At 68.9% G+C, this 14,194-nt stretch carries 14 protein-coding genes; 10 read left to right on the top strand and 4 right to left on the bottom strand.

Annotated elements, in window-relative coordinates:
* Positions 1-9: 9 nt before the first annotated feature.
* Positions 10-1,782 carry a sensor histidine kinase gene (locus GQB03_RS10575; RefSeq protein ID WP_159688609.1) on the bottom strand — a complete coding sequence of 591 codons (1,773 nt, stop codon included), beginning with the start codon at positions 1,780-1,782 and terminating at the stop codon, positions 10-12.
* 39 nt (positions 1,783-1,821) lie between these two features.
* Here GQB03_RS10575 and GQB03_RS10570 point away from each other — a divergent pair, with 39 nt between their 5' ends.
* The 9 genes from GQB03_RS10570 to GQB03_RS10530 all read left to right on the top strand — a co-directional run bounded on the left by GQB03_RS10570 (position 1,822) and on the right by GQB03_RS10530 (position 10,742).
* Complete coding sequence (locus GQB03_RS10570; protein WP_159688606.1) at positions 1,822-2,874, top strand: hypothetical protein; 1,053 nt, start codon at positions 1,822-1,824, stop codon at positions 2,872-2,874.
* A 10-nt stretch (positions 2,875-2,884) separates the two neighbouring features.
* Positions 2,885-3,358: a type 2 periplasmic-binding domain-containing protein gene (locus GQB03_RS10565; protein WP_159688603.1), complete on the top strand. Its 474-nt coding sequence runs from the start codon at positions 2,885-2,887 to the stop codon at positions 3,356-3,358.
* A 119-nt stretch (positions 3,359-3,477) separates the two neighbouring features.
* Entirely contained in the window at positions 3,478-6,066 is a 2,589-nt protein-coding gene (locus tag GQB03_RS10560) for a tetratricopeptide repeat protein (protein WP_159688600.1), read from the top strand.
* A 227-nt stretch (positions 6,067-6,293) separates the two neighbouring features.
* Positions 6,294-6,983: a thermostable hemolysin gene (locus tag GQB03_RS10555; protein WP_159688597.1), complete on the top strand. Its 690-nt coding sequence runs from the start codon at positions 6,294-6,296 to the stop codon at positions 6,981-6,983.
* Entirely contained in the window at positions 6,980-8,467 is a 1,488-nt protein-coding gene (locus tag GQB03_RS10550) for an AMP-binding protein (protein ID WP_159688595.1), read from the top strand. The genes GQB03_RS10555 and GQB03_RS10550 overlap by 4 nt, the downstream gene beginning before the upstream one ends.
* The gene (locus GQB03_RS10545) at positions 8,454-9,113 is read left to right on the top strand and encodes a TenA family transcriptional regulator (protein ID WP_159688592.1); all 660 of its coding nucleotides are present in this window, start codon (positions 8,454-8,456) and stop codon (positions 9,111-9,113) included. The genes GQB03_RS10550 and GQB03_RS10545 overlap by 14 nt, the downstream gene beginning before the upstream one ends.
* On the top strand, positions 9,110-9,925 hold the full coding sequence (locus GQB03_RS10540) for an SDR family oxidoreductase (RefSeq protein WP_159688589.1): 816 nt from the start codon (positions 9,110-9,112) through the stop codon (positions 9,923-9,925). Before GQB03_RS10545 ends, GQB03_RS10540 begins: the two co-directional genes overlap by 4 nt.
* Before the next feature lie 11 nt (positions 9,926-9,936).
* Complete coding sequence (locus tag GQB03_RS10535; protein WP_159688587.1) at positions 9,937-10,599, top strand: tetratricopeptide repeat protein; 663 nt, start codon at positions 9,937-9,939, stop codon at positions 10,597-10,599.
* Positions 10,596-10,742, top strand: a complete 147-nt coding sequence (locus GQB03_RS10530; protein WP_159688585.1) for a hypothetical protein — start codon at positions 10,596-10,598, stop codon at positions 10,740-10,742. Before GQB03_RS10535 ends, GQB03_RS10530 begins: the two co-directional genes overlap by 4 nt.
* Before the next feature lie 9 nt (positions 10,743-10,751).
* On the opposite strand, the gene GQB03_RS10525 is transcribed toward GQB03_RS10530, so the two are convergent.
* Positions 10,752-11,663 carry a glutaminase gene (locus tag GQB03_RS10525; RefSeq protein WP_159688582.1) on the bottom strand — a complete coding sequence of 304 codons (912 nt, stop codon included), beginning with the start codon at positions 11,661-11,663 and terminating at the stop codon, positions 10,752-10,754.
* 88 nt (positions 11,664-11,751) lie between these two features.
* A complete protein-coding gene (locus GQB03_RS10520) occupies positions 11,752-11,973 on the bottom strand; it encodes a DUF1127 domain-containing protein (protein ID WP_159688579.1) in 222 nt (73 codons plus the stop codon).
* A gap of 161 nt (positions 11,974-12,134) precedes the next feature.
* Between GQB03_RS10520 and GQB03_RS10515 the strand changes: the two genes are divergently transcribed.
* Positions 12,135-13,040 carry a LysR family transcriptional regulator gene (locus GQB03_RS10515; protein WP_159688577.1) on the top strand — a complete coding sequence of 302 codons (906 nt, stop codon included), beginning with the start codon at positions 12,135-12,137 and terminating at the stop codon, positions 13,038-13,040.
* Positions 13,041-13,077: 37 nt separating this feature from the next.
* Here the strand turns inward: GQB03_RS10515 and GQB03_RS10510 are convergent, their stop codons facing one another.
* A complete protein-coding gene (locus GQB03_RS10510) occupies positions 13,078-14,193 on the bottom strand; it encodes a M14 family metallopeptidase (RefSeq protein WP_159688574.1) in 1,116 nt (371 codons plus the stop codon).
* Between the last annotated feature and the right edge of the window lies 1 nt (position 14,194).

Below are 14,194 nucleotides of genomic sequence, written 5' to 3'. Positions count from 1 at the left end.
GCGTTCTCCTCACTGCGGCGCCTCGTGCCGGCGCGGCAGGCGCAGCGCGAAGGCCGCGCCGCCCGACCGGCTGACTCCCGCGACGATGCTGCCGCCGTGCGCCTGGACGATCTGCTGGACGATCGCCAGCCCGAGACCCACGCCGCCCTCGCGACGGAAGAAGAAGGCCTCGAAGATGCGCTCACGCTCGTCCTCGGGAATGCCCGGGCCGTTGTCCTCGATGGTGATCGCCAGCGCCCCGTCCGCATCGGCGCTCGACACCCGCACCTCGCCGCCCGGCTGAAGCACCTGCAGAGCGTTCATCACCAGGTTGAGCAGCGCCTGGGTGAGCTGCTCTTCGTCGGCCTCGACCACCGGATCGGCGGCCTCGAGCGTCTCCTGCAGGGATAGGCCGCGGGCCGAGGCCTGGCCCGCGAGCAGGGCGAGCGTCTGGCGGATCTGCCGGTGCGCATCAAGCGAAACGAAGCGCGGCGCACGCGGACGCGCGGCATCGAGCATGGTCGTCACCAGGCGGTTGAGCCGCTCGGTCTCGCTCTCGATGAAGCCGGTCAGCTCGCGCCCGTCCTCGCTCAGCCCGGGCTCGCGCTTGAGCATCTGCGCCGAGGACCGCATGATGCCCAGCGGGGTACGCACCTCGTGGGCGATCAGCGATGACATCTCGCCCACCACGGCGAGCTTGGAGGCACGCACCAGCTTGCGCTGCGAGGCATCGATGTCCTCCACCAGGTCGACGAAGGCCCCGGCCAGCTCGCCAACCTCGCCGTCCGCCGCAGGCGGCCGGTTGCCGAGGCTGCGGTCACGCCGGTAGTGGCGGGTGAATTCGGTGAGCGCCACCACCGGCCGGGCGATCTTGCCACTGACCCAGGTCGCCATTGCCAGCGTCACGAGGATCAGCGCCGCCACCAGCAGCAGCGAGATCGCCGCCATGCGACGCACAGGCGCCAGCGCCAGGTCGAGCGGCTGGATGACGAGCGTGCGCCAGCCCGGCCCCTCGAAGCCCGCAAAGGCAGCGGCGCGACCCACGCCGACCAGCACCCGGTCGGTACCGAGCGGGGTTCCGTCGAGGGTGAAGGCCCCGCCGGCCGCGCGCGGCAGCGGCCAGCCGGCAAGGTCGCGACCGAGCAACATGCCGCGCTCGCGCAGACTGCGCGAGGCCGCCACCATGCGGCCCTCCGCGTCCACCACCGCGGCACTCCGACCGCCGCCCGCGGCCCTGTCCAGCAAAGCGTCGAACTGCTTCCAGTCCACCCGCAGCAGCAGCTCGCCAAGCGTCGCGTCGCCGAAATGCGAACGCACCGGCGTGCGCAACACCACGCTGCCGGATTCGCCGTCGGCCGAAAACTCCGGCAGCGCAAGACTGACCCGCACGCCCGCAACGCTGAAACGCTGCCACGGCACGGCCGGGGCAAACCGCGTCCCGAGCGCTGCCGGCGCGCTGCTGGCCACCACCTCACCAGCCGCGTCGAGCGCCGAGAGGTCGCGATAGACGCCACCATAGCCTTCGGCGACCCGCGACAGAAAGCTCGACAGACGCCGATCGACGTCCTGCACCTGCAGATCCTGCATCACGTCGAGCTGGCTCCACACCACCGCGTTCTGCAGCCGCTCGAACAGGACCCTGTCCATTTCCGCCGAGATCGCCTCCGCCTGGGTGGCGAGGCTGTGTTCGATTTCCGACTGCAGCGCCGCGCGTGCCTTGACAAATGCGAGCCCCGCCAGAAGGATGGCGGGCGCCAGCGCGACCAGCAGGAAGGCGCCGAGCAGGGTCTTGCGGATCGTCACGATGGAAGGCGACGCATCAAGTAAGGGGGCTGCACTCAGATGGGCTTTCGAGTATACGCAAAACGCCTGGCGCTGCCGTGCCTGCTGCTGCTCGCCTGCGTCTTGCGGCCGGCGATCGCCGGCCAGCCCGACGACGTGCTGCGCCTCGGCGGCTACGAGCTGGGCCGCGGCCTGGCGCTCGGCGACAGCGGCTTCACGCTGGGCGGCTATGCCACGGCGCGTGCCGAGGACACCGACAGGGCCGACCCGCGCGCGGCCTTCAGCCACCTGAGCCTGATGCTGTGGTGGCAGGGCAGCGGACGCTTCAGGTTCTTCACCGAGGCCGACCTCGAGGATGCCTTCGCGACCCGGCGCCCACGGGTCGAGGACGAGCGCTTCCTGGCCCTCGAGCGCTTCTACGGCGACTATGCCTTCAGCGACGCCATCACCGTGCGGGCCGGCAAGTTCCTGACGCCGATCGGACGCTGGAACCAGATCCACGCCGATCCGCTGGTGTGGACCACTTCGCGCCCGCTGGTCACCGATGCGGTATTCCCCGGCACCGCCACCGGCGCGATGCTGTTCGGCACGCTGCCGATCGCGGACCGCGAGGTGGAATACGCGGTGTTCCAGGCACTCGGGACGGAGTGGCGCCGCAAGCCCGCCGAGGATCCGTTCAGCGAGGCCCGCGGGCTGCGCCTCAACGTTCCGCTCGATTCGGCATTGCAGATCGGGCTGTCGCTCGCCGGTTTCGAGCAGGAAGGCCGCCGCGATGAGCGGAAACACCTCTTCGGGCTCGATTTCATGTGGCGCCGGGCAGGCCGGGAGCTGAGCGGCGAAGCGGTCTATCGCGACTCCAGCGAGGGGGCGGAGCAGGTTGAGAAGGGCGGCTTCCTGCAGGCGGTGATGCCGCTCGGCGGGCGCCTCTATGGAGTGGGGCGCATCGAGAGCCTGCGGGTTGCCGGCAGCGGAGCGGCCAGCCGCATCGCGGTGCTCGGGCTCAACTACCGCTACGCCCGCGCGATCTCGCTCAAGGCCGAATGGCTGCGTGGCAGCCGTCTGCCCGACGGCGTGTCGCAGGGCGTGCTGGCTTCGGTCAGCGTGCTGTTCTGAGGTGCCGCCGGTGCGCCTCGCCATCGTGCTCCGTGCCGCCGCCATGTTGCTGTTTTGCTGGCACGGCGCCGGACATGCCGACAGCGGCGACGGCATCGCCGTGATCGTCGCCCGCAATGCCCATGGCGGAACGGTCGACCGACGCGAGCTGGCGGCGATCTTCAAGCGCAAGAAACACTTCTGGCCGGACGGCACGCGCATTGCCCCGGTCAACCTGCCGGCCGGCGACCCCTTGCGGCGGGCATTTTCCGGTGCGGTCCTGCGCAACACCCCGGAAGAGCTCGACGACTACTGGCGCGATCAGTATTTCCATGGCGAACTGCCGCCCTACGTGGTGGCTTCGCAGGAAGCGATGATCCGCTTCGTCAGCGCCACGCCGGGCGCCATCGGCTATGTGTCGAGCTGCCTGCTCGACCGGCGTGTCAGCGAAGTGATGCGCCTCGACGACGGCCCGCCCTGCCCGCGGCAGGCAGCCACGCCGTGAGGGCGCGGCGGGCCGCGGGATGGACTATCTTGAAAGCACGGCGGCGGCCCTGCCCGACATGGCTCGCCGGCATGAACCCGACACACCCGCGTCGCCCTGACAGCTGAGCCGAACAGCCGATGCCGATCAACCCTCACCGCCCGGTCGATGCAGGCCAGGCCCCAAGCCGGGGCCTGGCGCTGTTTGCCGGTTACGCGGATGCGTTGGGGCAGCTGCGCGACTACCGTGCAGCACTCGGGTCAGCACCCGACAGGACATGGCTGCTGCATTTCGTCGGACCGCCCGGCATCGGCAAGTCCTCGCTGCTGGCGCAGTTTGCCGCCACGGCGGCACCGAAGGAGTCCTCGCGGCTGGCGACCGCCAGCTTCGACGTCGACAGCTTCGATCCGCGGACCAGCGCACCGGATGCGCTCTGGTCGCTGCGCTTCGCGTTGCGGCGGGCGACGGTGCCGACACCGCTCTTCGATCTGTACTACGTGAGCTATTTCACCCGCTTCGTCATGCCCGGCGTGGTGATCTCGCTCCCGACCCTGCTCAGCTCCCTGGGCGCCCGCGCGGAGCCGATCGAGCGGCTTGCCGGGATCGGCAGCGACAAGGGACTCGCCGAATACCTCGATGCGACCTTCGATGCAGAGGTATTCAAGGATCTCGCCGAAGGGGCCGCCGATCTCGCAAGATCGCTCAAGAGCGCCCAGCTACTGATCAAGCTGGCCCAGGCGTTCAAGAAGCACGCCGCACGCAAGCGGCTCAAGCGCGAGGGCTTCGATCCGGCCAAGGCGAACCTGGAGACGATGCTCGCGATCGCCCCGGAGGTTCTCGCCGCCGATCTGATCGCTTTTGCCGGAAAGGGGGTGCCGCTGCTGATCGCGATCGACGCGCTCGACCGAATTCAGGCCGACCCGCAGGCGATCGCCGAAGCGACGCCGGCAGAACGGGCGCTCGAGACCCTGCTGCGCTTCCTGATGTTTGCCGATCCGGCGCCTGGTGCGGCAATCCGCTTCGTCACCTTCGGCCGCGAGCGCCTGCGCTGGCACGAGCTGTTCGACGATGAGGATGCGACCGGTTCGTGGGATGAGCTGATCCGCCAGGTGCCCCTGACCGGGCTGGACGCTGCCGCGGCGCAGGCGCTCGTCAGGCAGGCGGACAGCCTGCTCGACGCCGCCGGCGAGACTGCCGCAGCGCAGGCCCTGCGGGCCTCGGCCGCGCAGATTCTGACCGTCTCGCGGGACGATGCGGCGAGCCCCGGCGCGGATCGCTACTCGCCGCTGCGCCTGCGCCTGTGCATCGAGGAAATACGCGAGCGCAGGCGACCGTTGAACGAGCGATCGGCCGCGCGCCACGCGAAGAACATCTTCGAAACCTTCCTGCGCAGCGTCCCACCGGCACTGAAACAGGCGATCCACGTCATCGCACTGACCGGCTGGTTCGACCGCCGGCTGTTCGAAGCGCTGGTCACCGAACATCTCGTGAGCGGATTCGCGATTTCCGATTTCGACAGCCTGGTGGCGCGCGACGCCCTCTTCGTGCGGGCCGGCGATGGCGAACACTACCGCCTCCACGACCAGCTCGAGCGCGCGCTGATCGCGCTGCTGGCACGCAATGCGGGCGCGACCGAGCGCTACCAGCAGACCATCTGGAGGATGCACACGCTGCGGCTGGCGCGCGCCACCGCCGGCGGCTTCGCGGCACTGTCACTGCGTCACATCGATGCCTATGCACAAGGCATGCGACAGATCTTCCGGCTACACGAAGCACATCTGCTGCCGATCGATGTCTTCGCGGTGTTCTTCCTCGAACTCGAATATGTAATCCATCTCGAGGTCGGCATTGCCGGGGAACTGCATGCCTCCTTCCTGACACGCCTCTTCAGGCTCTCCGAGCACTGGTCGGAGGCTGAGGGGCGGTGCCTCGTGAACTCGCCGCTGCGCACGCGCGCCAATCACCGCGCACGCGCATTGCTCAAACTGATCGAGGTGCATTTTCTTCAGAAGACGGTCGATCAGGCAGCGCTCGCCGCGGCCAGGCACATGTTCACCCGGATGTACGAGGCAGGGGTGCTGCCACCAACGGACGCGGCGCCGGTCGATCGGCAGGTGTTCAGCTGGATGCAGGCGGTCCAGATGCGGGCCGCTGCCTCGCAGCTGGCAGACGAAGGGCACGCCGAAGAGTCGGAAGCGATGCTGCGCGAGACCTTGGCACGACTGCCCGCGGAGCTCGCGCTTGCGCAGCGCAGTGCTCTCGAGGGCGAGGTGTATTGCGATCTCGCCGTGCTGCGAGGCCGTCTACGGGACCGTGCGGGCGCGGAAGCGCTGCTCGGCAAGGCACTCGCGGTGTGGACCACGGCCAGGCCACCGGCCCTTCCCGGCGCACGCCAGAAACTGCGCTACTGCCTGCTGATGCTGACCCTCGTCGGCAAACCCGATCCGGCGGCGGAAATGCTTCGCGGGATCGCACAAGTGCTTGAATCCGGTCTGCCTGCCGGACATCCCGAGCGCGGCGATCTGGCCTTCTGCCTTGCCACGCTGTTCATGCTGCGGGGCGCCGATGCCCTGGCAATTCCCTACCTGCGGACCGCCCACGACATCCGCGTGGCAAATCACGGTGACGACGACCCGCGCACGATCAGACTGGGCGAGCTGATCCGCGAGCTCGCCGCGCGTACCGGCGAGCCGCAAGTCCCCGACGGACAGGCTCCGACGCAGGAATGAGCGCAGCCGCCAGGCTGCAGAAACTGTCCACCATTCTTGCAGCACTGCAAATCCTTGCAGTCTCCCGCAAGCGGTGCGGCTGCCGCACGGATTCCTGCCTTGTCTTTTGTTATCAACATGATGCGATAAATATCGCGGCACTCCGGGGAGCTGGCATCGCGCTTGCCTAAGGGGACGTCATTGCGGTCTTTCATGCCGCCTGACCCCGTTTCCCCGGAGGCACCACCGTGTCGCTCAATCCACTGCCACTCGGATCGCTGCTGCGATCGCAACTCGATCGGTACCCCTTTCCGCCCTTTGAAGGGCGCGCCCGCGGGCCTGACGATCCCGGCCACAATGCGCTGAGCCTGGTGGAACGCCATGGTGCAGCCCGCGGCACGGTCGAGGCGATGATCCGCGAACGTTTCGAGCGTGCCTACCAGGCACGGGTGGTGCAGTTCATGCCGCGGCTGCTTGCGCTGCAGGGCGATGACGGCGTGCCGCTGGCCGCCTGCGGACTGCGCCACGCCGAATCCCACCCCCTGTTTCTCGAGCGCTACCTCGATGTGCCGGTCGAAGCAGCGATCGGCGCGGCCTGCGACGCGTCGGTCACGCGCAGGCAAATCATCGAGGTAGGACAGTTCGCGGGCAGCGGTGCAGGTGCGTTTCGCAACCTGATCGTCCGGCTCACCGCAATGCTGCACCGGGAAGGTCAGGCCTGGGTAGTGTTCACCGGCACGATCGCGCTACGCAATGCCTTCTCGCGCCTCGGGCTGGCGCCGCGCGAGCTTGGCCCGGCCGAGCCGACCCGCCTCGACGAGGCCGAGCGAGAGCACTGGGGCAGCTACTACGCACACTCGCCGCGAGTGCTGTGCGGCAACGTCGGCGAGGGCTTCCTGGCGCTGACCTCGCGGGCCACAAGAGACCTGCCGGCATGAGCCGCGTGATCTCCGCCATCGCCCGCCATGCCGCGCAGAGGCCCGACACGCCGGCCCTCGAGGATCGGACCCGGCGTATCGCCTACCGCGAACTCGCCACCCGCGTCGCCTCGCTGGCCGCAAGCCTCCGCAACAGCGGTGCCCGCACCATCGGCCTGCTCGCCGACAACGGCATCGACTGGGCGCTGGCCGATCTCGCGGCCTTGTCGGCCGGCGTGCCGATCGTGCCATTGCCGACCTTTTTCAGCGCTACCCAGCTTGGCCACGCGATAGAACGTGCCGGGGTGGATCTGCTGCTCACCGACCGGCCTGCGCTGCTTGCCGGGCTGCCCGGCGCAGGCGCTGCCACGCCCTTCCTCGACAGCCTGAGCGTCATCCGCCTGGCTGGTGCGGCGGTGGCGCTTCCGCCCGGTACCCTCAAGATCACCTTCACCTCGGGCAGCACCGGCGCGCCCAAGGGTGTCTGCCTCGGGCGAGAGGCGATCGAGGCGGTGGCGGTGTCATTGTGCGAGGCCTGCGCGGCGACGACAGACGACCGTCACCTCGCGCTGCTGCCCTTGTCCACCTTGCTCGAGAACGTCGGCGGTCTGTATGTGCCGCTGCTGGCCGGCGCGACCACGGTGCTGCTGCCGTCCGCGGAGGTGGGGCTGCAGGGCAGCTCCGGGGGCGACCCGATCCGCATGCTCGGCGCCCTCGCCGCGGCGCGCGCCAGCAGTGCCATCCTGGTGCCGCAACTGCTGCTGGCGCTGGTCGCAGCGCGGCGTGCCGGTGCGGCGCTGCCGGCGCAATTGCGCTACCTGGCAGTCGGCGGTGCGCGGGTCTCGCCACGCCTGCTCGCTGCCGCACAGGCGCTCGGGCTGCCAGCCTGCGAAGGCTACGGCCTGTCGGAGTGCGCCTCGGTGGTGGCGCTCAATCGTCCCGGCGATGCGCAGCCCGGCAGCGTCGGCCGCGTCCTGCCGCATGCCGAGCTGAGAATCGCCAGTGACGGCGGGGTCAGCGTGCGCGGTGCGGGCTTCCTCGGCTACCTCGGCGAGGCGCCGCGCACCAGCGACGCGTGGGTCGACACCGGCGACATCGGGCGACTCGATGCGGATGGCAGGCTCTACCTGAGGGGTCGTCGGCGCAACGTCTTCATCACCGCCTTCGGTCGCAACGTCTCGCCGGAATGGGTCGAGGGCGAACTGCTGCTCGAACCTGCGATTGCCCAGGCCGCGGTGTTCGGCGAGGCCAGCGCGGTCAATACCGCCGTGCTGGTGGCGCGCCCGGGGGCCGACGATGCGGCGCTGGCGGAGGCGGTTGCCGCAGCCAACCGTGGTTTGCCCGACTACGCCCGCGTCGGCGCATGGCTGCGCGCGGGGACGCCGTTCACGCCGGCCAACGGACAGCTCACCCAGAACGGCCGACTGCGCCGCGAAGCGATTGCCGCCGCCTATCGAACACGGATTGAACAACGCCACGAAAGGGAATCCCATGGAATTCTTTGACCAACTGGTGCACACCAGCGCCGGGGCGCGAGCCCGCCTGCTGGAAGCGCCGATCATCGTCGACGCGCTCGCCGGCAAGGTGAATCGCGGCCAGTACCGCGCCTTCCTCGAACGCGCCTACCACCACGTACGCCACACCGTGCCGCTGCTGATGGCCTGCGGCGCCCGCCTGCCACCGCGCCTGGAGTGGCTGCGCGAGGCGGTGGCGCATTACATCGAAGAGGAGCTCGGTCACCAGGAGTGGATCCTCAACGATATCGCCGCGGCTGGCGGCGACGCCGCGGCGGTGCGCGACGGCACACCGAATTTCGAGACCGAAGTGATGGTGGCCTACGCCTACGACGTGGTCCAGCGCGGCAACCCGGTTGGCTTCTTCGGCATGGTGTACGTGCTCGAAGGGACCAGCGTGGCGCTCGCCACCGAGGTGGCCCAAACCCTGCAGAACTGCCTCGACCTGCCGCCGCGGGCCTTCAGCTACCTGAGCAGCCACGGCAGCCTCGATGTCTCCCACATGGGCCATTTCCGCGACCTGATCAACCGCCTGGACGACCCGGCCGATCGCGACGCGCTGATCCACGCGGCCGGACGCTTCTTCCGACTCTACGGTGACGTGATCCGCAGCGTGCCGGCAGGAGGTGTGGCATGAGCGCGCCGGTGGTTCTGGTTACCGGAGCGAGCGGTGGCATCGGCAGCGCCATCGCCACCGCTTTCGCCCGCCAGGGTGCGCGGCTGATCCTCGTCGGTCGCAACGCCACGGCCATGGCCGGGGTGGCCAAGGCCGTGGAAGGCGCGGGCGGCGCGGCCGTGGTGCTGCTCGCAGACCTCGTCAAGGACGATCCGGCACGCATCGCGGGGCAGGCGATCGCAGCCTTCGGCGCGGTGGACATGCTGGTCAACTGTGCCGGCGTGCAGTACTTCGGCGACGCCGAAGCCGAGACGGCGGGCGGCACCGCGCAGCTGTTCGCAACCAACGTGGTGGCGCCCATCCAGCTGATCCAGGCTTTGCTGCCCCATCTGAAATCGCGTCCCGAGGCCCGCATCGTCAATGTCGGCTCGATCTTCGGTTCGATCGGTTTTCCCTGCTTCGCCAGCTATTCGGCAAGCAAGTTCGCGCTGCGTGGCTACTCGGAAGCGCTGCGGCGCGAGCTCGCCGACGGTCCGGTCAAAGTCCACTACGTGGCACCGCGCTACACCCGGACCGGCTTCAACCGTGCCCCCGTGGCACGCATGGCCGAGGCGCTGGGGATGAACCAGGACAACCCCGAGCGCGTCGCCGAGCAGGTGCTCGCCGCGGTACGCGGCAAGCGCGCCGATACCTACCTCGGCTGGCCGGAAAAGCTCTTCGTCCGCATCAATGCCGTCCTGCCCCGGCTGATCGATGGCGCGCTGGTCCGCCAGGCCCGCCGGATGCGGCCTTTCACCCGTGGCCCGCTTGTCGAGTCCATCGAATCCAACTAGGAGACCCTGCAATGAGACGTCTGTTCGCAGCCATTTTCTGCACCGCGCTGAGCGCCGGCGCCTTTGCCGCCAGCGCGCCGATGAGCCCGGAGGTCGCCGGGATTGCGCACCGCTGGGCAAAGATCACCTACCAGACGCCGGGCGGCGAGCAGGAGGCCGCCTTCAAGGCCCTCGCCGACGATGCCGCCAGGCTGGCCGCCGGCGCGCCGGATGCGGCGCAGCCGAAGGTGTGGGAAGCAATCGTGCTGGCCAGCTACGCCAAGGCCAACGGCGGCCTCGGCGCGCTGTCGGCGGTCAAGCAGGCGCGCGACCTGCTGCTCGCCGCGGAGAAGATCGACCCTGACACCCTCAACGGCTCGGTTTACACCAGCCTCGGCAGCCTCTACGCCAAGGTGCCGGGCTGGCCAATCGGCTTCGGCAGCAAGGACAAGGCCCGCGGCTATCTCGAGACGGCCCTCGCCAAGAATCCCAACGGCATCGACGCCAACTACTTCTACGGTGACCTGCTGGCCGACCAGGGCGAATACGCCAAGGCCGCCGAGCATCTGCGCCGGGCGCTCGAGGCGCCGCCGCGCCCCGGCCGCGAGGATGCCGATGCCGGCCGTCGTGCCGAGGCGCGTGCCTTGCTCGACACCTTGCACAACCGCCATCCGGAACAGGTGGCGGCACAATGAGCGCGGTGAACGAGGGGCGGTCTTCGCGGCAACTGCCGGCCGCCGCCGACCTGGTCGACGCGTTGCTCTGTGCGGTGGCGGCGTTGTGTGCCGTTGCCGGCTACCTGATGTATTACAGCACGCTGACCGGCATGTCGTTCTGAGGCAGCGACTCAGAACACTGACAGCCCGGTGCGCGCGACGAACAGCTCCAGCGCCTTCATGCCGAGCAGCGAGTTGCCTGTTTCGTCCAGACCTGGCGACCACACGCACAGGCTGAGGGTGTCCGGCACCACCGCGACGATGCCGCCGCCGACGCCGCTCTTGCACGGCATGCCGATTCGAAAGGCGAACTCGCCGGCCGCGTCGTAGGTGCCGCAGGTCAGCATCAGTGCGTTGAGTCGGCGCGCCTGCCGCTCGCTGACCACCTCGGCGCCGCCGAGCGGATGCGCGCCGTCGCGGCACAGGTAGCCGGTGGCGCGGGCCAGCTGGACGCAGCTCATCGCCGCCGAGCACTGGTGAAAATAGAGGTCCAGCACCGCCGCCACGTCGTTGTCGATCTTGCCGAAGCTCTTCATGAAGTTGGCCAGCGCGACGTTGCGAAAGCCGGTGGCAGCTTCCGAGGCGGCCACTTCCTCGTCGAAACCCACTGCCTCGCCACACAGACCGGAGAGCAGCGTCAGCACATCCGCGCGGGCATTCGCACAATGCGTCACCAGCCGGTCGGCCACCGCGATCGCGCCGGCGTTGATGAAGGGGTTGCGCGGCTTGCCCTGCTCGGATTCGAGCTGCACCAGTGAGTTGAAGGGGTTGCCCGAGGGCTCGCGGCCGATGCGCTGCCACAGGTCATCGCCGACGTGGCGCATTGCCAGGGTCAGCGAAAAGAGCTTGGAGATGCTCTGGATCGAGAACCGGGTGGCGGCATCACCGGCACAGAACTCCTCGCCCGCGCGGGTGCGCAGGGCAATGCCCAGCTGGCGCGGCGAGACTCGCGCCAGCGCGGGGATGTAGCTGGCCACCGTGCCGGCGCCGAGTTCGGGTTCGAGTGTCGCGACGATCTCGTCGAGTACTGCCTGAAAATCCATTCTTGCGCTCCCTCGCGTCGTTGCGGCTCTCGCCGGCCCGCAGCGATGGTGCCACGTTTGCGCGCGGAGCCCGTACCGGCGCGAAGCTTCATGGCCGCCAGAAGGGCTTGTCGGCGGAAAAACTGGCCTGGGCACGACTGATGCCTACGTCGCGCAGGATCGCATCGTCGAGCTCGCGCAGCTCGCGGCGCTGGCGGTCACGCGCCAGCCAGGTGCGGACCATCGAGGCGATCGCGCTGCCCAGGCGGGCCGGGCGCAGGCTGCGCAGGGCCGGGACGGGATGGTGTACGGAGTGGATGAACTGGGCCATGGTGCGTCTCCTTCAGTCAGCGGTTCGATGGCTGAAGACTGGCTGCCGGCGGCGAATCCTTCCAATCGTTTTAGCGGATTCGAGCGTTCAGGAATTGTGATGGCGTCGTTCGCGCATCTGCGCTTTACTGATCACCGGGAAGCGCAAGCGGAGAATTCGCCATGGAGCTGTATCACCTCAGAACCTTCGTCACGGTGGCCGAGGAGCAACACCTCACCCGCGCATCGGAGCGCCTGTTCACCAGCCAGCCGGCGATCAGCGCGCACATCAAGGCGCTCGAGGAAGAACTCGGCGTGACGCTGTTCGAGCGCACGCCGCGCGGCATGCAGCTCACCCCCGCCGGCGCCCTGCTGCTCGATCGCGCTCGTCAGGCGCTGGCCGCGGCGGGCGATTTTCTGCAGCACGCCCGGTCGATCAAGGACGAACTGATCGGCACGCTGCGCATCGGTCTCAACACCGATGCCTGCTTCCTGCGCCTGCTCGAGCTGCAGGGTGGGCTCAGCGAGCGCCATCCACGGCTCGAGATCGAGTTCCACGCGGGCAGCACCGGTGCCAACATCCCGGCCCTGCGGGTGGGCAAGCTCGACGCGTCCTTCGTCAGCGGCGAGTGCGACGATCCCCTCCTCGAATCCTACGTACTGTGCGAAGAGGAACTTGCGGTGGCCGTCCCGGAGCGCATGCGCGAGAGCATCGGTCCGGCGGACATCCATGCGTTGGCGCGTCACCCCTGGGTATTCACCTCGCCGGACTGCGCATACTACGGGGTCATGCGCGCCTTGTTCGAGGCCCACGACTGCGCACCGGTGAAAACCGTGATGGCCAACCAGGACGACGCACTGCGGACCATGGTGGCTGGCGGGGTGGGCCTGGGCATCCTGCGCCGGGTCGATATCGAGGAGGCCGCAAAATCGGCACCGATCTACGCGCTGCCGCTCGAACTGCCAACCGTGAGCCTGCGCTTCGCACACCTCAGGACCCGCGCGAACGATCCCGTCATCCGCGCTGCGGTGGCCGAGCTGTCGCGGGTCTGGTCGCTCGCGCTACCCGTGCAGGAGCAGGCGGTCTGAGCATCCGCGGCCCGGCGCGCCACGGCCCGTAGCGGAATCAGGGCGCGTTGTCGGGTCCATCGGCGCTATCGCCCGGCACCAGCTCGCGGCCATCGGCCTGCACCGCGTAGAACAGGCAGTCGGATTTCGCGATGTCGGCATTGCCGGTGATCATGAACAGCTTGAGCGGCTGGCGGGTCCGCAGGACCCCCTGGTCGAGCACCAGCAGATCCCGCAGCAGGCAGGTGCGGGCATTGTTGCGGGCCACGAACAGCTCGCCGAGCGCCGCGCCGCGTACCCAGCCGAGCTCGGTGCCTGCCGGGGTGACGCCGAAGTTGTAGTGCTCAATGCCCGGCCGCAGCGTCAGGTGCACGTCGTCCTGCGGCGCGTCGGCATAGGCCAGCGTGCAGCAAGCGGTGAGCTCCAGGCGCACCGGGTTCTGCATGACCTCGACCGGTATCTCGGCGCGCTCGTCGTGCAGCACCTCGGCGCGGCGGAAATAGTGGTCGATGCCTGCCCAGGCCAGGCTGTGAGCGGCATCGTCGAGGCGCCCGCCGCACTCGATGGTGACCATCGGCACCATGTGCTCGCTGATCTCCATGAGCGAACCGAGGCGCAGGTCGGTGAGCACCATGCGGCGGGTAAACAGGGTGGTCAGCGCGAGATGACGGGCGTCGGCGTTGATCGACACCGCGAAGGAGGGGCCCGAGCCCGAGGTATTGTGGATGTCGATCACCGACTCGGGCTGGTATCGGGTCAGCACCGCGAGGATGCGCTGCGCCAGCAGGCCCTCGGCGTCGATGTCGAAAGGTGCGCGGAAGCAGCGGTTCAGGTCACGTCGCCCGGGCACCACACGATGGCTGAACAGCGGCGTCATCCGTGCCGCTTCGGTCGACGCGATGAGGCACACGATATTGACCTGCGGGCGCACGCCGCCGCGCAGCCAGCGGTGCAGCGCACGCAGACCCGAAGGCTCGTTGCCGTGCAGCAGGGTCACCAGGGCACGGGTGCGACGGGGATCCTCGCCATTCAGGTAGATGAGCGTCGGCCCGGGTAGCGCAGCCAGCAAGGCTTCGGGGGTTTCGCCGAGCGATTCGGGCGCGGGGTCTTCGAGGTAGTGAAAGCCGGCGACGAGGTGGGCGGCCTCGCCCTCGATGCTTGCAGATGACTGCATG

The sequence above is a fragment of the Cognatazoarcus halotolerans genome (assembly GCF_009800965.1).
Classification (GTDB): domain Bacteria; phylum Pseudomonadota; class Gammaproteobacteria; order Burkholderiales; family Rhodocyclaceae; genus Cognatazoarcus; species Cognatazoarcus halotolerans.
Note: the sequence above shows the minus strand (reverse complement) of the source record. Positions and strands in the feature narration are given on the sequence as shown.

Excerpts from the sequence above, each read along its gene's own strand:
- GQB03_RS10570 (WP_159688606.1), top strand. The coding sequence starts at position 1,822 with ATGGGCTTTCGAGTATACGCAAAACGCCTGGCGCTGCCGTGCCTGCTG.
- GQB03_RS10560 (WP_159688600.1), top strand. The coding sequence starts at position 3,478 with ATGCCGATCAACCCTCACCGCCCGGTCGATGCAGGCCAGGCCCCAAGC.
- GQB03_RS10550 (WP_159688595.1), top strand. The coding sequence starts at position 6,980 with ATGAGCCGCGTGATCTCCGCCATCGCCCGCCATGCCGCGCAGAGGCCC.
- GQB03_RS10545 (WP_159688592.1), top strand. The coding sequence starts at position 8,454 with ATGGAATTCTTTGACCAACTGGTGCACACCAGCGCCGGGGCGCGAGCC.
- GQB03_RS10540 (WP_159688589.1), top strand. The coding sequence starts at position 9,110 with ATGAGCGCGCCGGTGGTTCTGGTTACCGGAGCGAGCGGTGGCATCGGC.
- GQB03_RS10535 (WP_159688587.1), top strand. The coding sequence starts at position 9,937 with ATGAGACGTCTGTTCGCAGCCATTTTCTGCACCGCGCTGAGCGCCGGC.
- GQB03_RS10530 (WP_159688585.1), top strand. The coding sequence starts at position 10,596 with ATGAGCGCGGTGAACGAGGGGCGGTCTTCGCGGCAACTGCCGGCCGCC.
- GQB03_RS10525 (WP_159688582.1), bottom strand. The coding sequence starts at position 11,663 with ATGGATTTTCAGGCAGTACTCGACGAGATCGTCGCGACACTCGAACCC.
- GQB03_RS10520 (WP_159688579.1), bottom strand. The coding sequence starts at position 11,973 with ATGGCCCAGTTCATCCACTCCGTACACCATCCCGTCCCGGCCCTGCGC.
- GQB03_RS10515 (WP_159688577.1), top strand. The coding sequence starts at position 12,135 with ATGGAGCTGTATCACCTCAGAACCTTCGTCACGGTGGCCGAGGAGCAA.
- GQB03_RS10510 (WP_159688574.1), bottom strand. The coding sequence starts at position 14,193 with ATGCAGTCATCTGCAAGCATCGAGGGCGAGGCCGCCCACCTCGTCGCC.